The sequence below is a fragment of the Acidovorax sp. LjRoot194 genome (assembly GCF_964253015.1).
GTDB lineage: Bacteria > Pseudomonadota > Gammaproteobacteria > Burkholderiales > Burkholderiaceae_C > Acidovorax.
This window is the reverse complement of sequence record NZ_CAXUQB020000001.1, coordinates 3,464,016-3,483,520: the sequence shown is the minus strand read 5'-3', so window position 1 is coordinate 3,483,520 and position 19,505 is coordinate 3,464,016. Positions and strand designations below refer to the sequence as shown.

At 67.1% G+C, this 19,505-nt stretch carries 16 protein-coding genes; 5 read left to right on the top strand and 11 right to left on the bottom strand.

The window, feature by feature from the left end:
- Positions 1–100: 100 nt before the first annotated feature.
- Together ACSQ3N_RS15650 and ACSQ3N_RS15645 are read left to right on the top strand one after the other, a co-directional pair.
- Complete coding sequence (locus tag ACSQ3N_RS15650) at positions 101–1,438, top strand: surface lipoprotein assembly modifier (protein WP_436146741.1); 1,338 nt, start codon at positions 101–103, stop codon at positions 1,436–1,438.
- A gap of 11 nt (positions 1,439–1,449) precedes the next feature.
- Positions 1,450–2,448, top strand: coding sequence for a FecR family protein (locus ACSQ3N_RS15645; protein ID WP_436146740.1), 999 nt, complete (start codon positions 1,450–1,452; stop codon positions 2,446–2,448).
- A gap of 87 nt (positions 2,449–2,535) precedes the next feature.
- Here ACSQ3N_RS15645 and ACSQ3N_RS15640 read toward each other — a convergent pair whose 3' ends face one another.
- Positions 2,536–3,399, bottom strand: coding sequence for a TIGR00730 family Rossman fold protein (locus tag ACSQ3N_RS15640; RefSeq protein WP_056167007.1), 864 nt, complete (start codon positions 3,397–3,399; stop codon positions 2,536–2,538).
- 103 nt (positions 3,400–3,502) lie between these two features.
- Positions 3,503–3,889, bottom strand: a complete 387-nt coding sequence (gene crcB, locus ACSQ3N_RS15635; RefSeq protein ID WP_056167003.1) for a fluoride efflux transporter CrcB — start codon at positions 3,887–3,889, stop codon at positions 3,503–3,505.
- Between the two features lie 340 nt (positions 3,890–4,229).
- Here crcB and ACSQ3N_RS15630 point away from each other — a divergent pair, with 340 nt between their 5' ends.
- Positions 4,230–5,183 (top strand): IS110 family transposase, encoded by a 954-nt coding sequence (locus tag ACSQ3N_RS15630; protein WP_436146346.1) that lies wholly within the window; start codon positions 4,230–4,232, stop codon positions 5,181–5,183.
- Positions 5,184–5,259: 76 nt separating this feature from the next.
- Here the strand turns inward: ACSQ3N_RS15630 and ACSQ3N_RS15625 are convergent, their stop codons facing one another.
- The 3 genes from ACSQ3N_RS15625 to ACSQ3N_RS15615 all read right to left on the bottom strand — a co-directional run bounded on the left by ACSQ3N_RS15625 (position 5,260) and on the right by ACSQ3N_RS15615 (position 8,341).
- Positions 5,260–6,570, bottom strand: a complete 1,311-nt coding sequence (locus tag ACSQ3N_RS15625; protein ID WP_436146739.1) for a TRAP transporter large permease — start codon at positions 6,568–6,570, stop codon at positions 5,260–5,262.
- A 205-nt stretch (positions 6,571–6,775) separates the two neighbouring features.
- Complete coding sequence (locus ACSQ3N_RS15620) at positions 6,776–7,312, bottom strand: TRAP transporter small permease (RefSeq protein ID WP_436146738.1); 537 nt, start codon at positions 7,310–7,312, stop codon at positions 6,776–6,778.
- Between the two features lie 12 nt (positions 7,313–7,324).
- Positions 7,325–8,341 carry a TRAP transporter substrate-binding protein gene (locus ACSQ3N_RS15615; protein WP_056165300.1) on the bottom strand — a complete coding sequence of 339 codons (1,017 nt, stop codon included), beginning with the start codon at positions 8,339–8,341 and terminating at the stop codon, positions 7,325–7,327.
- A 188-nt stretch (positions 8,342–8,529) separates the two neighbouring features.
- Between ACSQ3N_RS15615 and ACSQ3N_RS15610 the strand changes: the two genes are divergently transcribed.
- Both ACSQ3N_RS15610 and ACSQ3N_RS15605 read left to right on the top strand, forming a co-directional pair.
- Complete coding sequence (locus tag ACSQ3N_RS15610) at positions 8,530–9,060, top strand: winged helix DNA-binding protein (RefSeq protein WP_056165302.1); 531 nt, start codon at positions 8,530–8,532, stop codon at positions 9,058–9,060.
- Between the two features lie 81 nt (positions 9,061–9,141).
- A complete protein-coding gene (locus tag ACSQ3N_RS15605) occupies positions 9,142–12,804 on the top strand; it encodes a hydantoinase B/oxoprolinase family protein (protein WP_436146737.1) in 3,663 nt (1,220 codons plus the stop codon).
- A gap of 141 nt (positions 12,805–12,945) precedes the next feature.
- On the opposite strand, the gene ACSQ3N_RS15600 is transcribed toward ACSQ3N_RS15605, so the two are convergent.
- From ACSQ3N_RS15600 to ACSQ3N_RS15575, 6 genes are all read right to left on the bottom strand, one after another.
- Complete coding sequence (locus tag ACSQ3N_RS15600; RefSeq protein ID WP_436146736.1) at positions 12,946–13,350, bottom strand: monovalent cation/H(+) antiporter subunit G; 405 nt, start codon at positions 13,348–13,350, stop codon at positions 12,946–12,948.
- Positions 13,347–13,628: a K+/H+ antiporter subunit F gene (locus ACSQ3N_RS15595; protein ID WP_056165308.1), complete on the bottom strand. Its 282-nt coding sequence runs from the start codon at positions 13,626–13,628 to the stop codon at positions 13,347–13,349. The genes ACSQ3N_RS15600 and ACSQ3N_RS15595 overlap by 4 nt, the downstream gene beginning before the upstream one ends.
- Complete coding sequence (locus ACSQ3N_RS15590; protein ID WP_056165309.1) at positions 13,625–14,143, bottom strand: Na+/H+ antiporter subunit E; 519 nt, start codon at positions 14,141–14,143, stop codon at positions 13,625–13,627. The genes ACSQ3N_RS15595 and ACSQ3N_RS15590 overlap by 4 nt, the downstream gene beginning before the upstream one ends.
- Complete coding sequence (locus tag ACSQ3N_RS15585) at positions 14,140–15,855, bottom strand: monovalent cation/H+ antiporter subunit D (protein WP_436146735.1); 1,716 nt, start codon at positions 15,853–15,855, stop codon at positions 14,140–14,142. Before ACSQ3N_RS15585 ends, ACSQ3N_RS15590 begins: the two co-directional genes overlap by 4 nt.
- 235 nt (positions 15,856–16,090) lie before the next feature.
- Positions 16,091–16,456, bottom strand: a complete 366-nt coding sequence (locus ACSQ3N_RS15580; protein ID WP_056165314.1) for a Na+/H+ antiporter subunit C — start codon at positions 16,454–16,456, stop codon at positions 16,091–16,093.
- Positions 16,447–19,407 carry a monovalent cation/H+ antiporter subunit A gene (locus ACSQ3N_RS15575; protein ID WP_436146734.1) on the bottom strand — a complete coding sequence of 987 codons (2,961 nt, stop codon included), beginning with the start codon at positions 19,405–19,407 and terminating at the stop codon, positions 16,447–16,449. The genes ACSQ3N_RS15580 and ACSQ3N_RS15575 overlap by 10 nt, the downstream gene beginning before the upstream one ends.
- Positions 19,408–19,505: the final 98 nt, after the last annotated feature.

The following is a 19,505-nucleotide window of genomic DNA, read 5'->3' as shown; positions in this document are numbered from 1 at the left end:
GCGTGAGGTAATGGGCGCAGCGTGGCAATCAGGGGTTGAGGGGGCTGAGCAAGCGGCGTGAAAAGTAGTAGATTCGCCCCATTCGACAGAGGGGGTTGACATGAGCGTTCCAACCTGGTCCCGGCACGTGCGCCGCCTGGCCGTGCTGCCGTTTCTGGTGGCGGCCCCCGGGTCTTTTCTGCATGCCGACGAAGTGCTGGGCCAGTCGCAGACCTTGCTGCAGCAGGGCGACGCACGGCGCGCCTTCGAGGTGCTGGATGCGCAAGAGGCTGCGCGCGCGGGCGACCCGGCATTCGATGCGGCCATGGGCCGTGCCGCCCATGCGGCGGGCCAGTACAGCCGGGCCGTGCTGGCGTGGGAGCGGGTGGTGGCGGCGCAGCCCGGCAACACCGAAGCCCAGTGGGAGCTGGGGCGCGCGCTGCATGCGGTAGGCGACAAGCAGGGCGCCAACGCCGTCTCCGAGCGCGTGCGTGCCTCCGGTATCCCAGTGGACGCTGCGCTCAGCATCGACCAGTTTCTGGTGTCTTACGACCGCCTGGGCCACCAAGGCCGCTCCACCTGGAAGGGCCATGTCGATCTGACCGTGGGCCGCGATTCGAACGCCAATGCCGGCCCCGACCTGAATGCGCCCGCGCTGTCGCCCCCTGGCACACCCGCCTGGTCTCTGGCTCCCGGTGCCGAGGCGCAGCGTGCGTCGTACGCCGCCGTGCTGGGCAACATCCGCGGACGGCATGTGCTGGACTCGCGCTGGTCGCTGATCGGCGCTGCCACAGGGGAAGTGCGCGGCTATTCCGACGCCGGCAAGCCGTACGACAGTGCGCAGCTCGACGCCAGCGCCGGCGTCGCGTACCGCGTGGAGCGCCACGAGTGGATGCTGAGCGCGCAGGGCGGCACCTACCGGCTCGATGGCGACACGCTGCGCAACATCGGCGGCGTGCTGGGCGAGTGGATCTACCGGATCGACGGCTTTCGGCAGTGGGACACCTTCCTGCAGGTGCAGGACCTGCGCTATCCCACGCAGTCGCTGCGCAACGCGCGCCGGACTGTGGGTGGCACCTCGTACGTCCACATCCTGCGCAACGGCAGCCTGTACTACGCCGGGCTGTATGCGGGGCAGGAGAACCCGCAGGCCAGCGACGTGGACAACCTGGGGCACGACTTGGCGGGCCTTCGGGCCGGCGTGCAGTGGGCGATCAGTGCCGACTGGGCGGCGTTTGTGCACCTGAGCCATGAGCGCCGCCGCTACGGCGCGGCCGACCCGTTCTTCGGCGTGACGCGCCGCGACCGCCAGACCTATGGGGTGCTGGGCGTGTCCTGGCTGCCGGCGCCCGGCTGGCGCATCACGCCGCAGTGGGCCGTCACGCGCAATGCGTCCACGCTGCCCATCACTGATTACGACCGCCGCGTGTTCTCGGTCACCGTGCGCCGCGAGTTCTGAGGGAGTCCCTGATGCAGTCCAATTTTCCTTCTTCCCGGCTGGCACTGTGGCTGGCCGTGGCGGCTGCATGGCCCCTGCAGGGCTTGGCCGCTGCCGGCCTGGTGCAGTTTGTGGCGGGCGATGTGCAGTTGCGCAGGGGCGCCGCCCAGGCACCGGTGGCCAAAGGTGCCGAGGTCGAGAGCGGTGATGTCGTCGTGACGGGCGCCGCGGGCCGGGCGCAGATCCGCTTTTCGGACGGCGGGCTGGTGGCGCTGTACCCGGACTCGCAATTCACGGTCACGCGCTATGCAGATTCCGGCAACGCGGCCGAAGACCATTTCGCCGTGGACCTGCTGCGCGGCGGCATGCGTGCCATCACCGGCCTGATCGGCAAGCGCGACCCGCGCAATTACCGGGTGACCACACCCACGGCGGTGGTGGGCATCCGGGGCTCCGCCTTCCTCATCGCCTTCAATGCCGAGGGCGAACTGGTGGTGTCGGGCGAGCAGGACGAGATCGAGGTGTGCACCGAAGCCGGTTGCGTGGGCGTGAAAGCGGGTGAATCGGTGCGTGTGGTGGCCAGCAGCCAACTGCCGCTGTACACCCACACACGCGCCGTGCTGCCGCTGCCGCCGCCACCGGTGCCGTTTGCAGTGGGCGAGGAGCTCAACAGCAGCGGTCGCTTGGCGCCCACCCCGGTCGCCCCCGTGCCGCCGCCCGTTACCACCACACCCACTCCGCCCGCGCCCGGCGTGCCGCTGCCACCACCGCCGCCCACGACGACGGTACCGCCGCCAGACCCTTCCATCCCTACCGCGCCGCCGCCCCCGACCACGGGCACCCCCACGCAGCCACCGACGACGCGGCCGCCGGTGACCGGCGCGCCACCGACCACACCGCCCACGACAACGCCCACCACGCCCGCACCGCCGGCCACGCGTCCCCCCATCTTCGTGCTGCCGCCCATCGTGCGGCCCATCATCGTGCTGCCACCGATCGCGGTGCCGCCACCGCCGCCGGTGATCCGCTGACGAGGCGGCCCCTGCACGCACCAGCGGGTGGTGCGGACGGGGGCGCATGGCAAGGGCAGGGGCCCGCAGGCCCAGGGGCTCAGCCGTTCACAGCTGGTAGAACGACTTGATCAGCTCCCACGCTTCCTGCGGGTCGTCGGTGTAGTGAAACAGGCCCAGGTCCTGGGCCGAGATGGTGCCTTCTTCGACCAGCACCTCGAAGTTGACGAGCCGCTTCCAGTAGTCCGAGCCGAACAGCACGATGGGCACGGGTTTGGCCTTTTTCGTCTGCACCAGCGTGAGCACTTCGAACAGCTCGTCCAGCGTGCCGAAGCCGCCAGGGAAGGCCACCAGCGCCTTTGCGCGCATCATGAAATGCATCTTGCGCAGCGCGAAGTAGTGGAACTTGAAGCTCAGCGTGGGCGAGATGAAGCGGTTGCCGCTTTGCTCGTGGGGCAGGGCGATGTTCAGGCCCACGTTGAGGGCGCCCACATCGTGCGCGCCGCGGTTGGCGGCCTCCATGATGCCGGGGCCGCCGCCGGTGCAGATGTAGATGCGGTCCGCGGGCTGCTGGCGTTCACTGTGCTCGGCCACCACGCGGGCGAACTGGCGGGCCAGGTCGTAGTACTTGGCGTTGCGCACGGCTAGGCGCGCGCGCTGCAGGCGCACCTCGTCGCCGCTGGCTTCGGCCTCGAGCAACTGGGCATCGGCTTCGTCGGGCGCGATGAAGCGGGCGCTGCCGTAGACCACGATGGTGTTCTCGATGCCTTGCTCGATCTGGCCCAGGTCGGGCTTGAGCATCTCCAGCTGAAAGCGGATGCCCCGGGTCTCGCGGCGGAACATGAATTCAGGGTCGGCGAACGCCAGGCGATAGGCATCGGCGTGCAGCGGGTTGCCGTTGGCGGCGTGGCTTTGCAGCTCCGCCCAGGCATCGGCCAGGCGGCGGTCATTGAGTTGGGTATTGGCGTCCATGGCAGATCAGAAAAAAAGCGCTGCAGGCCGTCGCAAAAGCGCAGGTCGGCAGTGGGTTGAACGTGGGATGGTGATGAGCGTTGCGCTTGATTATTACGCAGGATCAAGCGCGTGCAGCTATCAAAAGAGTAGCGCTGTGGATGCCCAGCACAGTGAGTGTGAGCGAGCCGAGCAAATGCACCGCGGTGGTACCCAGTGCCAGCAGATAACGCTGCTGCTGCAGCATGCCCACCACCTCGGCCGAGAAGCTGGAGAACGTGGTGAGCCCGCCCAGAAACCCGGTCACCAGCGCCAGCCGCCACACCGGGTCGAGCTGCGGCAGCGCCTGGAACACCGCCACGCAGACCCCCACCAGGTACCCCCCGATCAGGTTGGCGGCCAGCGTGCCCCACGGCAGCAGGGCTCCCGCCGTGTTGAGCCAGATACCGAGCCGCCAGCGCGCCAGCGCGCCCACGCTGGCACCGATACAGATGGCCACGACTGCGAGCATGGTGCGATGACTCCGGAGAAACGAAGGGCCGTATTGTCGGCGATGCCGTGTTCAGCTGGTCTGCGCCGTGGCCACGGCTGCGCGAACCGCCATCCACCGTTGGCCTGGGACGCGACCCGGCCAGCGCCACCGTGGAACCGGCTTGTATGGTGGAGGTGTTGGGGTGGAGGGCCTGAGTACCGGCTATCGGCTTTGACCGACTGGCGAAGATAGCCCCCACCCCGCCCCTGAGCGTCGATAAGGAACTGAGCCGCACCTCAGCGCCGATCTGTAAGCAAGCTAACGCCTGTGGCGGGATTCCACCCCAACGATCGTCATTGTTCATTGGAGGAATCTCATCATGCAAGTACCCCTTTGTTTCATCGGCGTGGACGTCTCCAAGGCTGAGCTGGTCGTGGCCACCCACGGCCAGGACGCTTGCCTTGCCGTCTCTAACGAGTCCACTGCCATCGTGCAGTGGTTGCACACCCTGCCCCCTGGCGCGCTCTTGGCCATGGAGTCCACCGGCCGCTTTCACCAGCTGCTGGCCACCCTGGCCGCCGGCATGGGTTTGACGGTGTTCGTGCTCAACGCCCGCGATGTGTACTTCTACGCCAAGGGCCTGGGCGCGCGCGGCAAGACCGACCGGGTGGATGCCCGGATCATTGCCCGCTACCTGGCCGAGCACCACGAGCGGCTGCACCCGCACCGTGTCCCCAGCGCCTGTCAGGCCGAACTGGAGCAGTTGCTGGGCCAGCGCTGGACGGCGGTGACCAAGCGCACCGCGCTGCGTCAGTCGCTGCGCGGCTGCAGCACGAGCATCGCGCAGGCGGCCGCGGGGCTGGAGGACGCCTTTGGCACCTTGCTGCACACCATCGATGGGCGCATTACGCAGTTGATCAAAGAGCAAGAGCAGTTGCACCGCGCTCGCACGTTGCTGCAAAGCATCGTGGGCATCGGTCCCCAATCGAGCGCGTTGCTGGTCACCGTGCTCGATCGCGTGGCGTTTTGCAGCTGTGATGCGCTGGTGGCCTACAGCGGGCTGGATCCCCGGGCCCACGACTCTGGGCGTAGCAGGGGGCGCAGGCACTTGTCCAAGCGAGGGAATCCGGCGCTGCGCCACCAGATGTTCATGGCGGCGATGTCGGCGTGCCACACGGTCACGTTTGCGGCGACCTACCAAGCGCTGCGCGCCAGGGGGCTCAAGAGCACAGAGGCCCTGGTCGTGCTGGCGCGCAAGCTGCTGCGCATTGCCTTTGCTGTGTGGCGATCGGGCAAGCCGTTTGATGCTCATCGCATCACCCCAAGCGCTTGACTCGAACCATAGAACCTTCGCCGGGCTACTGGAAGCGTCGCCATTGGGGGAGAAGGCGCAAAGCGACTCAGGGGGGCTACTTTTCTTTGCCCATCACCAAGTCCGGCAGGATGGTCACGACCTGCGGGAACACCGTGATGATCGCGATACACACCACCAGGCACAGAAAGAACGGAATTGCAGCGCGTGCAATCGTGTTGCTGTCCTTGCCCGTCATGTTCTGCAGCACGAACAGGTTGAAACCCACCGGCGGCGTGACCTCGGCAATCTCGACCAGCAGCACGATGAAGATGCCGAACCAGATCAAATCGAACCCGGCCTGCTGGATCATCGGCAGCACCACCGCGCTGGTCAGCACGATCATGCTGATGCCGTCGAGCGCTGTGCCCAGCACCAGGTACACCACCACCAGCACGCTGATGAGCGCAAACGGCGACAGCTGCATGGCATTGACCCACTCGGCCAGCTCGCGCGGGATGCCGGTGAAGGCCATGGTCTTGGTGAGGAACGCGGCGCCGGCCAGGATGAACATGATCATGCAGCTGGTGCGCGTGGTGCCCATCAGCCCGTCCTTGAAGTTCTGCCAGGTGAGCGAGCGGCTCCAGAGCGCCAGCCCCAGCGAGCCCACCACGCCGTAGGCCGCGCATTCGGTGGCGGTGGCGTAGCCGGTGATGAGCACGGCCACGATGAAGACGATGAGCACGCCCACGGGGATCAGGTTGCCGGACTTGCGAATCTTCTCGCGCAGCGTGGAGGGCGGGTCGGCCGCAGGCACCTTGTCGGGGTTGCGCAGGCTCCACCAGCCGATGTAGCCCGAGAACAGCAGCATCAGCAAAATGCCCGGCAGAAAGCCCGCAAGGAAGATGCGGATGATGGACGCATCGGCCGCCACCGCATACACCACCATGGTGATCGACGGCGGGATCAGAATGCCCAGCGTGCCGGCCGTGGCCAGCGAGCCCAGCGCCAGCTTCTCGTCGTAGCCACGCTTCATCAGCTCTGGCAGGGCCACCTTGCTGATGGTTGCGCAGGTTGCGGCCGACGAGCCCGACACCGACCCAAAGATGCCGCAGCCCAGGATGGTAGTGTGCATCAGCCGCCCCGGAACGCGGTTGAGCCAGGGGCGCAGGCCTTCGAACATCTCTTCGGACAGCTTGGTGCGAAACAGGATTTCGCCCATCCAGATGAACAGCGGCAGGGCGGCCAGCTCCCAGCTCGCATTGCTCTCCCAGAACGCCGAGAACAAATTCTTGGCCGGCTGCGTGGACGTAAAGAACGCCTGCCCCACCCACCCGCAGATCGCCAGCGTCATCGCAATCCACACGCCACCGGACAGCAGCACCAGCATGAGCAGCAGCAACACGCCACCCACCATCAAGATATCCATATCGAACTTTCTGGACTGCAGGGCGCCATGCGCGATGCAGCCTGTTGTTATCGGTATTCACACCACGCGGCCATCGCGCCGCGCGTCCCACCCACCGCAAAAACTGGCGCGGCAAACGCGAGTGCCACCGTGGAACCGGCTCCGCCGGGCCACCGGAGGCGTCCCCCCTCAGGGGGAAAGGCGCGCAGCGCCTCAGGGGGGCTTCCTAGATATCAGACGAAAAGTCACCCTTGGCATGGCGTTCTTCCACAGCCCGCACAAAGGTCGGCACGCCACCGCGCAGCACGATGATGAATTCATCCACCACGGCCACCCACAGCAGCACCGAGCCGATCGCAAAGCTCAGCTGCGGAATCCACAGCGGCATGGGCAGCAGGCCCTGGGAGATGTCGTTGAACTCCCAGCTCTCGTACGTGTAGCTGCAGGCCGCCCACATCAGGTAGCCCACTGCCACCGATGCGATGGCGAGCGACACGACCTCCAGCTGGCGGCAGCGGCGCGGGGACAGCTTTTCCAGCAGCAGTGTCACGCGCACGAAGTCGCCGTGCTTGAATGCATGGGCCATCGCAAAGAAAGCCGCGGCCGCGCAGAACCAGGCCACGATGTCGTTGATGGCGCCGGTGCGCAGGCCCACCTCGCGCATGGTGCTCTGCGCGATCATGAGGATGCAGATGAGGGCGATGAACGCAGCGCCCAGGGCGCCTGCGGCAAGGTAGAGGCGGTCGAGCCAGCGGCGCAGCATATGGATGCGGGCCTACTTCTTGGCCTGCACGCCAGGGACCGGACTGCTCTTGCGGTAGCTCGCGACGATGGCTTCACCGTCCGGGCCGGCCTTCTTGAGCCAGTCGGCCAGCATGATCTCGCCGACCTGGCGCATGTCGGCCATGAGCTTGGGCGCGGGCGTCACGATCTTCATGCCCTTTTCGATCAGTGCCTTCTTGTACCACTCGGTCTTTTCCTCGCTGAGCTTCCAGCCGCGCGACTCGGCCTCGGCCGAGGCCTTGAGCAATGCGTCCTGGCTGGGCTTGTCCAGCGCATCGAAAGCCTTCTTGTTCACGATGACCGCGTTCTTGGGCAGCCAGGCCTGCGTGTCGTGAAAGAGCTTGATGCTTTCGTAGATCTTGCTGTCGTAGCCGGTGGAGCCCGACGTCATGGTGGCCTCGACCACGCCCGTTGCCAGCGCCTGCGACAGCTCGGCCGCCTGGATGGTCACCGGCTGCGCGCCGATGAGCTCTGCGATCTTGGCGGTGGCGGGACTGTAGGCGCGCCACTTGATGCCGCGCAGGTCGGCCACCGAGGCCAGTTCCTTCTTCGAATAGATGCCCTGCGGTGGCCAGGCCACGGCGTACAAAAGCTTCATGCCCTGCGTGCCCAGCAGCTTGTCGAGGTAGGGCTTTTGCGCTTCGTACAGGCGCCTGGAGTCCGCATACGAGGTGGCCAGGAAGGGGATGCCGTCCACGCCGTACAGCGCGTTCTCGTTCTCGAAATTGCCCAGCAGCACTTCACCGGCCGGGGCCTGCCCGCCCTGCACGGCGCGCTTGATTTCGTTGGCCTTGAACAGCGAGGCGTTGGCGTGCACCGTGATCTTGAGCTTGCCGGCCGATGCGGCATCCACATCCTTGGCGAACTGCATCAGGTTCTCGGTGTGGAAGTTGCTCACGGGGTAGGCGGCGGCCAGGTCCCACTTGGTCTGCGCCATCACGGAGGACGCGGTGAAACCGAAGGCCAGGGCCAGGCCAAGCGCTGTGGCGGGGAGGATTCGACGCTTCATGGAGAGCTCCGCAAGTAAGGACGTGGGGTGAAAGGACTGTCGGCGACTGTATAGAAACCAACCCATGGCGAGATAGGTGTTTTGCCTAAACGCTGACAAATTGCCAACAAATTATTGCCATGGTGCCTACAATGGCTTGCATAACCCGTGCCAGTTTTTCCCGTCCACCACAAGGTTCGCTGTCCATCATGAAATCCGGCTCCAAGGCCAAGGGCGATTCCGGCCCCATCGTGTCGTCGGCGCACCTGGTGTCCGCGCAGAGCGCGGAGCTGAGCGAGTTCGAGTTCGGGCTCATCGTGGCGGGCAATGCCTTTCACCGTTGGGTGGCGCACTGCATGTCGGCGGCGGGCCTGAAAGACCTCACGCCACTGGATGTGCTGGTGCTGCACCACGTGACGCACCGCGCACGGGACAAGCGCCTCGCCGACATCTGCTTCATCATGAATGTGGAGGACACGCACCTGGTGAACTACGCGCTCAAGAAGCTGCAGAACCTGGGCGTGGTGGCTTCGCAGAAAAACGGCAAGGAAGTGACCTACGCCGCCACTGACGTGGGCCGCGCCTACGTGCAGCGCTACCGCGAAATCCGCGAGAGCTGCCTCATCGATGCGTTGCACGCCGACGACTCCCTGAACCGCGACATCGGCGAGCTGGCCCGGTTGCTGCGTGTGCTGTCGGGCATGTACGACCAGGCGGCGCGCTCGGCGGCGTCGCTGTGACTGCCGCCACGCCGTGGTTTGAATAAAAAGCTGCCCTACCGCTTGATGAACAAGCGCCAGCAGCTATCAAAATAGTAGCAAATGTCCCATCAACCTTCCCCCATGTCCCGCTGGCAGTTCTGGATCGACCGTGGAGGCACCTTCACCGACGTGGTGGGCCGCCGGCCCGAATCGGACGGCACGTTCACGCTGGTCACCCACAAGCTGCTGTCCGAGAACCCCGAGCAGTACAAGGACGCCGCGGTGGCCGGCATTCGCCACCTGCTGGGTTTGAAGCCCGGCGAGCCGGTGACGCCTGCACAGGTCGAGTGCGTGAAGATGGGCACCACCGTGGCCACCAATGCACTGCTGGAGCGCAAGGGCGAGCCCACGCTGCTCATCACCACGCGGGGCTTCAAGGACGCGCTGCGCATTGCCTACCAGAACCGCCCGCGCCTGTTCGACCGCCACATCGTGCTGCCCGAGCTGCTCTACAGCCGCGTGATCGAGGCGCAGGAGCGCGTGGGCGCGCAGGGCGAGGTGATCGAGCCGCTGGACGAGTCCCACCTCAAGGAGCGCCTGTGGGCCGCCTACGACGCGGGCCTGCGCAGCGTGGCCATCGTGTTCATGCACGGCTACCGCTACACGGCGCATGAACAGGCCGCAGCGCGGCTGGCGCGCGAGGTGGGCTTCACGCAGGTGAGCAGCTCGCACGAGACCAGCCCCATGATGAAGTTCGTGAGCCGCGGCGACACCACGGTGGTGGACGCGTACCTCTCGCCCATCCTGCGCCGCTACGTGGACCAGGTGGCCAGCGAGATGCCGGGCGTCAAGCTGTTCTTCATGCAGTCGTCCGGTGGCCTTACCGATGCGGGCACCTTCCAGGGCAAGGACGCCATCCTGTCCGGCCCGGCCGGCGGCATCGTGGGCATGGCGCGCACGGCGGAGCTGGCGGGCCACGCGAAGGTCATCGGCTTCGACATGGGCGGCACGTCCACCGATGTGAGCCACTACGCCGGCGCGTTCGAGCGCGAGTTCGAAACCCAGGTGGCGGGCGTCCGCATGCGCGCGCCCATGATGAGCATCCACACCGTGGCCGCCGGCGGCGGCTCCATATTGGGATTCGACGGTGCGCGCTTTCGCGTGGGCCCCGAGAGCGCGGGCGCCAACCCCGGCCCGGCCAGCTACCGCCGCGGCGGCCCGCTGGCCGTGACGGACGCGAACGTGATGGTGGGCAAGATCCAGCCCGCACACTTCCCGCACGTCTTCGGCCATGCGGCCAACGAGGCGCTCGACGGCGACGTGGTGGCGCAGAAGTTCGCGCAGCTGGCGGTGCAAAGCGGCCGCTCGCAAGAGGATGTGGCCCACGGCTTCATCCAGATCGCCGTGCAGCAGATGGCCAACGCCATCAAGAAGATCAGCGTGGCGCGCGGCTACGACGTCACCCGCTACACGCTGCAGTGCTTTGGCGGCGCGGGCGGCCAGCACGCCTGCCTGGTGGCCGATGCACTGGGCATGACGCGGGTGTTCGTCCACCCGCTCGCCGGCGTGCTCAGCGCCTACGGCATGGGACTGGCCGACCAGAACGTGATCCGCGAGCAGGCGGTGGAAATCAAGCTGGCGCCGGACGCACTGCCCGGCATCGAAGCCACGCTCGACGCACTGGCCGCCACCGCGCGCACCGAACTGGAGCGCCAGCAGGCCGGCAGCAGCACGGCCGTGGTGCACCGGCGCGTGCATGTGCGCTACGAAGGCAGCGACTCGGCGCTCATCGTCCCCTTCGGCACGCAGGCCGAGATCACCGCGGCGTTTGAAAGCGCTTACCGCCAACGCTTTGCTTTCCTTATGCAGGGCAAGGGCATGGTGGTGGAGGCTGTATCGGTCGAGGCCGTGGTGCCCGGCGATGCACCCGTTGAGCCACGCCACACGCTGCAGCCCGCGCGCGAGACGCCGCACCGCGGCATGGTGCGCATGTACACGGGCGGCATTGATGGCGTGCCCGCGTGGCACAGCGCCCTGCTGGTGGTGCGCGAGGACCTGCGCCCGGGCGACGTGGTCCCCGGCCCGGCCATCATTGCCGAGAAGAACGCCACCACCATCGTCGAGCCCGGCTGGCAGGCGCAGCTGACCGACCTGGACCACCTGCTGCTGGACCGCACCGTGGCGCGCGCCGTGCAGCACGCCGTGGGCACCACGGTGGACCCGGTGCTGCTCGAAGTCTTCAACAACCTGTTCATGAACATCGCCGAGCAGATGGGGCTGCAGCTGCAGAACACGGCGTACTCGGTGAACATCAAGGAGCGCCTGGACTTCAGCTGCGCGCTGTTCGACACCGCAGGCAACCTGATCGCCAACGCGCCGCACATGCCGGTGCACCTGGGCTCGATGGGCGAGAGCATCAAGACCGTCATCCGTGACAACGCTGGCCGCATGCAGCCGGGCGACGTGTTCGTGCTGAACGACCCGTACCACGGCGGCACGCACCTGCCCGACATCACGGTCATCACGCCGGTCTACCTGGAAGACAACGCCGAGCCCACGTTCTACGTCGGCAGCCGGGGCCACCATGCGGATGTGGGTGGCATCACGCCGGGCTCCATGCCGCCGTTCTCGACGCGCATCGAAGAAGAGGGCGTGCAGATCAACAACGTGAAGCTGGTCGAGCGCGGTGTGCTGCGCGAGGCAGAGATGATCGCGCTGCTGGAAAGCGGCGAATACCCCAGCCGCAACCCGCAGCAGAACATGGCCGACCTGCGCGCGCAGATCGCCGCGAATGAAAAGGGCCAGCAGGAGCTGCGCCGCATGGTGGGCGAGTTCGGCCTGCCCGTCGTGCTCGCGTACATGAACCACGTGCAGGACAACGCCGAGGAATCGGTGCGCCGCGTGATCACACGCTTGAAGGACGGGCAGTTCACGCTGCCGCTGGACAACGGCGCGCAGATCAGCGTGGCAGTGCGTGTGGATGCGGCCAGCCGCAGCGCCGAGATCGACTTCACCGGCACCAGCCCGCAGCAGACGCACAACTTCAACGCGCCCACGGCGGTGTGCATGGCCGCGGTGCTGTACGTGTTCCGCACGCTGGTGCAGGACGACATTCCGCTCAATGCGGGGTGCCTCAAGCCGCTCAAGGTCATCATCCCGCCGGGCTCCATGCTCAACCCCAACCCGCCGGCGTCGGTGGTGGCGGGCAATGTGGAGACTTCCACCTGCATCACCAACGCGCTGTATGGCGCGCTGGGGCTGATGGCGGCGGGGCAGTGCACCATGAACAACTTCACCTTCGGCAGTGCCAAGTACCAGTACTACGAGACCATCTCGGGCGGCAGCGGTGCGGGTGGCGTGTGGGATGCGGCGGGCCAGCTCACCGGCGGCTTTGCGGGCACGAGCGTGGTGCAGTGCCACATGACCAACTCGCGCCTGACGGACCCGGAGATCCTGGAGTTCCGCTTTCCGGTGCGGCTGGAGGGCTACGAGATCCGCAAGGGATCGGGCGGCAACGGGCAGTGGAAGGGCGGCGACGGCGGTGTGCGCCGCGTGCGTTTCCTGGAGCCCATGACGGCCAGCATCTTGTCCAACGGCCGCCACCACGGCGCATTCGGCATGGCCGGTGGCGGCGCGGGCGCGGTGGGCATCAACAAGGTAGTGCGCAGCAACGGCAAGACCGAGCTGCTGGACCACATTGGCCAGGCCGAGATGCAGCCGGGCGATGTGTTCGAGATCCACACGCCAGGGGGCGGCGGGTTCGGGGCCATCGGCTTGAAGTAAGGGACAAGCTACCTGATGAGCGGCTGGCCTCGGGCTTCATATTCCCTGGTCCGAACGGGTGGGGGAGGTTTTGAGAACTGTGGTCCTAACAGTCTCCTACCGCTGGACCTGCAAGCGCCAGCAGCTATCGAATCAGGAGCATCAGACGCGCACGTCCTGGGGCGCTGTCGATGCCGGTTCGGCCTCGGGCTTGGGCTGGCTCAGCGTGGGTGGCACCGGCGGATGCCCCATCTGGCGCGCCCGGAACAGGGCCGCGCGCATCAGAAAGATCGACATGATCGGCACCGAGATCGCCACGAACACGGCGATCAGCAGCGCATGCAGCGCCAGGCTGCGGTCGGCCACCGAGAAGTACAGCACCGTGCCGTGCATGATCAGCCAGCAGCCCAGCGTGGCGATGATGGACGGCGCGTGCACCCGCTCGAAGAACGTGGGCAGGCGCAGCAGGCCCGACGAGCCCAGCAATGCCAGGCCAGCGCCCGACAGCACCAGCACGGCGACGATGATCTCCAGCCACAGGGGCAGGGTGGTGACAGCGTCCGTCATTCGATCACCTCGCCGCGCAGCAGAAATTTGGCCATGGCCATGGAGCCCACGAAGCTGAACAGCGCCAGCAGCAGCGCAGCCTCGAAGTAGTTCTTGCTGCCGTACAGCAGCCCCAGCACCAGCATCACCAGCATGCCGCTCAGGTACATGCAGTCGAGCGCCAGCACGCGGTCCTGCGCCGAAGGGCCCTTCAGCAAACGGATCAGCGCGCAGCCCATGGCCATCGCCAGCATGAAGAGCGCAACGGGCAGGGCCCAACTCAGGACGGGGGTGGTCATTCGAAAATCTCCATCAACGGGGCTTCGTAGCGCTGCTTCACATCGGCAATGACCTGGGCGGGGTCGTCCAGCTCCAGCACATGCAGCAGCAGCACGCTGCGGTCCAGCGACAGCTCGCCCCAGGCGGTGCCGGGCGTGATGCAGACGATCATGGCCAGCACGGCCAGTGCGTTGGGGTCCCGCACGTCGAGCGGGATGTGCACGAAGCCCGATGGATGCCGACGGCGGCCCGGTGCGAGCAGCAGGCGCGCCACGGCCAGGTTGGAGCGCGTGGTGTCGGCCACCACCGTGAACGCCAGGCGCAGCACCGCGCCAGGATTGCGAATGCGCACTGGCAGCGGGCGCAGCCCGGCCGTGAGCAGCGGTATGGCCAGCGCGAGTACGCCGCCCAGAACGAAGTGGCCGGCGCTCAGGCTGCGGTTGAGCAGCAGCCACAGGCCCAGCAGCGCCAGCGACAGCAGCGGCGCGGGCACCAGCCGCTTGAAGGGGCGTTGGGATGTACGCGACGGCTTCATGGTGCGCTACCTCCTGGCAAGACCGCAGGTGGGGGTGGGTTGGGCACCGGCTGGGCCGTCATCACGGCGCGCACATAGCCCGCGGGTGCGTGCAGCGCGTCGGCAGTGGCCTGGGTGTAGCGCATCACCGCGCCGGCCTGCCACACCAGCACACCGCAGGCCGTGAGCAGCAGGGCAATGGGCAGGCCTTCCAGCACCAGCAGCTTGGGCACGGTGCGGTCATGCGCTGCCCAGAAATGGCGGATGCCCGCCCGGGTCAGCGCCAGCAGCGCCAGCAGGCCCGAGCCGATGAGCAGCGCCACCAGCGCCCAGCCCGCAGCGCCCAGCTGGAAGCCTTGCGATGCGCTCAGCCCCAGCGGGTTGAGCAGCGCATGGATCATGGCGAACTTGCCCACAAAGCCCGGCAGCGGCGGCAGGCCCGCGATGACGAGCGTGCAGGCCATGAAGGCCAGGCCCAGAAAGGCCACGGCCGCAGGGATCACTTGGCCGATGAGTTCTTCTTCGCGGTCATCCAGGTTGATGCCATCGGTAGGCACCAGGTCGGCCGACAGAAAAGGCGCGTCGTCCGTCTGCTCGTACGCGGCCAGGTTGGAGCCATCGTTGCGCCAGCGGTCGATCAGGTCGGTCAGCAAGAACAGCGCGCTCACGGCCAGCGTGGAGCTGAGCAGGTAGTACAGCAGCCCGGCGGTGAGCAGGTTCTGCCCGAAGCCCACGGCCGCCAGCAGCGTGCCCGACGACAGGATGGCCGCAAAGCCCGCCAGGTGGCCCAGCCGCTGCGATCCGAGCATGCCGATGGCGCCGAACGCCATGGTCAGCAGGCCCCCGCCGATGAGCCACTGGCTCCCGAACTGGGCCGAGTCGCCCGCCTCGGCGCCGAACAGCAGCGTCCACAGGCGCAGCACGCTGTACACGCCCACCTTGGTCATGAGCGCGAACAACGCACCCACCGGAGCCGTGGCCGCGCTGTACGCTGGCACCAGCCAGAAGTTGAGCGGCCACACGGCAGCCTTGATGAGAAACGCCACGGCCAGGATGGCTGCCGCTGCATGCAGCAGGCCGCGGTCCGAGGCTGCCACCCCGGCGATGCTGCGCGCCAGGTCGGCCATGTTCAGCGTGCCGGTGATGCCGTACAGCATGGACACGCCGATCAGGAACAGCGAAGACGCCGCGAGGTTGATGGCGATGTAGTGCAGCCCCGCCGACACACGTGGGCGCCCCGAGCCGTGCAGCAGCAGACCGTAGGAAGCCGCCAGCATGATCTCGAAGAACACGAACAGGTTGAACAGGTCGGCCGTGAGAAACGCACCCGCCAGCCCCATGAGCTGGAACTGGAACAGCGGGTGAAAGTGCACCCCCGCCCGGTGCCAGCGCGCCGCCGAAAACAGCACGGTGGCCAGCGCCACGGTGCTGCACAGCACCAGCATCATGGCCGACAGCCGGTCCACCGCCAGCACGATGCCGAACGGCGCAGGCCAGTTGCCCGGCAGGTACACACCCAGGCTGTTGTGAAGCCCGGGGTCCTTGGCCTGTATCAGCAGCAGCACCGCGATCACCAGGCCCATCAGGGTCGAGACGATATTGAGCGTGACCTTGGTGCGCTGGCGCTCTTCGCGCAGCAGCAGCATCAGCCCGGCCGTGAGCATGGGCAGCGCGATGGGCGCGAGGATCAGGTGCGGCATCAGCCGCTCTAGCAGAAATTGCATAGACGTCATGTCAGGTGTCCAAGGCGCAACGCATGGAAACTGGCACGCTCCAAGCCAGAGCAGCCTATCAAGGGCAGCCCCGGAGCGAGGGCTGCGTCCCCCTGCCCGCAGCGCGCCGCGCTGCGAGAGCGGGGGCTGAGAGCCGCGGCTCCAAGCCTGCCTGCGCAGGCTTGGACGGCCTCGAAGGGCCGTCGCCTCTGGCGACTGCACGGAGCGGGAGAGCGCCTCAGGGGGGTGTTCTTCATCACGGCATTTCCTGGGAGTCTTTTGAGCTGGTGCCATCCACATGGTCGGTACCGGCCATGCCGCGCGACGCCAGCAGCACCACCAGGAACAGCGCGGTCATGGCAAAGCCGATCACGATGGCGGTGAGCGTGAGCGCCTGGGGCATGGGGTCGGCGTAGTGGGCCAGGTCCTTGGGCAGGCCGGGCTGCAGCACGGGCTCCTTGTCGATGGCCAAGCCCAGGCGGCCCATGCTGAAGATGAACAAATTGACCGCGTACGACAGCAGCGACAGCCCCATGATGATTTGAAAAGTGCGGGGCCGCAGCAGCAGCCACACGCCCGATCCGGTGAGCACGCCGATGGCCAGGGCGAGTATCAGTTCCATGGGCCTTCTCCCTGCGTTGCGACGTCGGATGGTTCGGCGGCCTGTGCCTCTTCGGCAGGGCGCGCGTTGTTGTAGCGGTGGCTGCGCACCGACTGGTGGGCGATGCCGGTGAGGATGAGCATGGTCGAGCCCACCACCAGGGTGAACACGCCGATGTCGAAGAACAGCGCGCTGGCCACATGCACTTCGCCCACGAAGGGCAGGTGCAGGTGGGCCGTGTGGCTGGTCAGGAAGGGGTAGCCCCACACCCAGGCGCCCAGGCCCGTGGCCAGCGCGGCCAGCAGGCCCACGCCGATCCAGCGGCGCGGGTACAGGGGCAGGTGCGCCTCGACCCACGAGGTGCCCGAGACGATGTACTGCAGCAGCAGCGCCACCGAGAACACCAGCCCCGCCACGAAGCCGCCACCGGGCTCGTTGTGCCCGCGCATGAAGAGGTACATCGACACCAGGGTGGCAAACGGCAGCATCAACCGCACCAGCACGGCAGGCACCATGAGGTAGCCCACAGCGGTGTCGGCCGTCTGGCGCGGGTTGGACAGGTCGGTGTCCACGTCGGCGGGCAGCGCGCGCTGCTGCGGCGGCAGGTCCATGACCTCGCGCGCCGGGCGAAAGCGCCGCAGCAGCGCATACACCGTGAGCGCCACGATGCCCAGCACCACGATCTCGCCAAAGGTGTCAAACCCGCGGAAGTCCACCAGCATGACGTTGACCACGTTGGTGCCACCGCCCTGGCTGAGCGCGTTTTCGAGGAAGAAGGTCGAGGTGCTGTCGGGGAAGGGCCGGCTCATCATCGCAAACGACAGCAAGGCCATGCCCGCGCCGGCGGTCAGCGCCAGGGCCATGTCGCGGTAACGGCGCAGTTGGGTGCGGCGCTCTTCGGCCAGCGTGGGCTTGCGCAGCGTCTCGTCGCGCCGGGGCAGCCAGCGCAGGCCCAGCAGGATGAGGATGGTGGTCACGATCTCCACCACGATCTGCGTGAGGGCCAGGTCCGGCGCCGAGAACCACAGGAAGGTCAGGCACACGCACAACCCCGCGCCACCCAGCAGCGTGAGGGCGGCCAGGCGGTGGTACTTGGCCTGCCAGGCCGCCGCCATGGCGCACAGCGCGCCCAGCAGCCACAGCAGCGCGAAGGCGGGCGACAGGGGCAGCTGCGTGCGGTCGCCGATCGGCAGGCCGCGCGACCACAGGGGCAGCACGCAGGCCAGCAGCGCTGCACCGACGAGCCACAGCATCATCCACTGCAGGCGCCCGGTGCCCAGCAGCCTGCGGCCGTGGCGGCCCGCCTGGCTGATGGTGGCCAGCGTGTGCTCGAACACACGCTGGCCACTGATGCGGTACATGAGCGGCGGTGCGTCGACCGTGCCCTTCTCGCGCTGGCGGCGCAGCAGCGCATACAGGGCAATGCCACCGCCCAGCGCGATCAGGCTCATCACGAAGGGCGTGTTGAAGCCATGCCAGACGGCCAGGCTGTACACAGGCAGCTCACCGCCCACCACCGGCCGCGCCGCGGCGGCCAGGTACGCGCCGACCGACCACGACGGCAGCACGCCCACCACCAGGCAGGCCAGGACCAGCAGTTCCACCGGCACGCGCATCCAGTGCGGGGGTTCGTGCGGTTCGCGCGGCAGGTCGGTGGCTGCGGGGCCCCAGAACACATCCACCGTGAAGCGCAGCGAGTACGCCACACTGAACACGCCCGCGATGGTGGCCGCCACGGGCAGCAGCCATTCGAGCAGGGGTGTGGTGTTCACGTACACGGTTTCGGCAAAGAACATTTCCTTGGACAAAAAACCGTTGAGCAGCGGAACGCCTGCCATGGCGGCGCTGGCCACCATGGCCAGCGTGGAGGTGATGGGCATCATCCGCCTGAGGCCCGACAGCCGCCGGATGTCGCGCGTGCCGCTTTCATGGTCCACGATGCCCACGGCCATGAAGAGCGATGCCTTGAAGGTCGCGTGGTTCATGATGTGGAACACGGCCGCCACGGCGGCCAGCGGGCTGTTCAGGCCCAGCAGCAGTGTGATGAGGCCCAGGTGCGAAATGGTCGAATAGGCCAGCAGCCCCTTGAGGTCGTTCTGGAACATGGCCGCGTAGCCGCCCACCAGCAGCGTGCACAGGCCCGCGCCGCCCACCAGCCAGAACCATTGCTCCGTGCCCGCCAGCGCCGGCCACAGGCGCGCCAGCAGAAACACGCCCGCCTTGACCATGGTGGCCGAGTGCAGGTACGCCGACACCGGCGTGGGCGCGGCCATGGCGTTGGGCAGCCAGAAGTGGAAGGGGAACTGCGCGCTCTTGGTCAGTGCGCCCAGCAGGATCAGCACCAGTGCGGTGGTGTACAGCGGGTGGCTCTGGATGAGCTGGCCCGCCGCAAGCACATGGTCGAGGTCATAGCTGCCCACGATGTGGCCCAGCACCAGCATGCCGGCCAGCATGGCCAGGCCGCCGGTGCCGGTGACGGTCAGCGCCATGCGCGCACCGCGCCGCGCATCTTTGCGGTGGTGCCAGTAGCCGATCAGCAAGAACGAGAACAGGCTGGTCAGCTCCCAGAAGAACGCGATCTGGATGATGTTGCCCGACAGCACCACGCCGACCATCGCGCCCATGAACGCCAGAAAGAACGAGAAGAAGCGCGGCACCGGGTCGGCGGCCGACATGTAGTAGCGCGCATACAGCACCACCAGGCTGCCCACGCCCAGCACGAGCATGCAGAACATCCAGGCAAAGCCATCCATGCGGATGACGAGGTTCAGGCCCAGGGCGGGCAGCCATTCGATGTCTTGCCGCAGCACGCCGCCGTCCGCGATCTGCGGAAAACACAGCGCCACCTGCACGGTGCAGAACACGGCGATCAGGCCCGCCAGCGTGGACTCTGTGTTGCGGGCATTGGCAGGCAGCACTGCCGCCAGCAGGCTGCCGATGAAGGGGAGGAGGATGAGGGTGATCAGGGGCATGCCCCAACGATTTTAGGGGCATGACTCAAAGACCCTGCCCAGGCCTTGCCGTGGGGCTGTGCAGAGCGCCAAAAAAACCAGCCCGCGGAGGCGGGCTT

Coding starts and splice junctions, on each gene's coding strand:
- ACSQ3N_RS15650 (WP_436146741.1), top strand. CDS start 101: ATGAGCGTTCCAACCTGGTCCCGGCACGTGCGCCGCCTGGCCGTGCTG.
- ACSQ3N_RS15645 (WP_436146740.1), top strand. CDS start 1,450: ATGCAGTCCAATTTTCCTTCTTCCCGGCTGGCACTGTGGCTGGCCGTG.
- ACSQ3N_RS15640 (WP_056167007.1), bottom strand. CDS start 3,399: ATGGACGCCAATACCCAACTCAATGACCGCCGCCTGGCCGATGCCTGG.
- crcB (WP_056167003.1), bottom strand. CDS start 3,889: ATGCTCGCAGTCGTGGCCATCTGTATCGGTGCCAGCGTGGGCGCGCTG.
- ACSQ3N_RS15630 (WP_436146346.1), top strand. CDS start 4,230: ATGCAAGTACCCCTTTGTTTCATCGGCGTGGACGTCTCCAAGGCTGAG.
- ACSQ3N_RS15625 (WP_436146739.1), bottom strand. CDS start 6,570: ATGGATATCTTGATGGTGGGTGGCGTGTTGCTGCTGCTCATGCTGGTG.
- ACSQ3N_RS15620 (WP_436146738.1), bottom strand. CDS start 7,312: ATGCTGCGCCGCTGGCTCGACCGCCTCTACCTTGCCGCAGGCGCCCTG.
- ACSQ3N_RS15615 (WP_056165300.1), bottom strand. CDS start 8,341: ATGAAGCGTCGAATCCTCCCCGCCACAGCGCTTGGCCTGGCCCTGGCC.
- ACSQ3N_RS15610 (WP_056165302.1), top strand. CDS start 8,530: ATGAAATCCGGCTCCAAGGCCAAGGGCGATTCCGGCCCCATCGTGTCG.
- ACSQ3N_RS15605 (WP_436146737.1), top strand. CDS start 9,142: ATGTCCCATCAACCTTCCCCCATGTCCCGCTGGCAGTTCTGGATCGAC.
- ACSQ3N_RS15600 (WP_436146736.1), bottom strand. CDS start 13,350: ATGACGGACGCTGTCACCACCCTGCCCCTGTGGCTGGAGATCATCGTC.
- ACSQ3N_RS15595 (WP_056165308.1), bottom strand. CDS start 13,628: ATGACCACCCCCGTCCTGAGTTGGGCCCTGCCCGTTGCGCTCTTCATG.
- ACSQ3N_RS15590 (WP_056165309.1), bottom strand. CDS start 14,143: ATGAAGCCGTCGCGTACATCCCAACGCCCCTTCAAGCGGCTGGTGCCC.
- ACSQ3N_RS15585 (WP_436146735.1), bottom strand. CDS start 15,855: ATGACGTCTATGCAATTTCTGCTAGAGCGGCTGATGCCGCACCTGATC.
- ACSQ3N_RS15580 (WP_056165314.1), bottom strand. CDS start 16,456: ATGGAACTGATACTCGCCCTGGCCATCGGCGTGCTCACCGGATCGGGC.
- ACSQ3N_RS15575 (WP_436146734.1), bottom strand. CDS start 19,407: ATGCCCCTGATCACCCTCATCCTCCTCCCCTTCATCGGCAGCCTGCTG.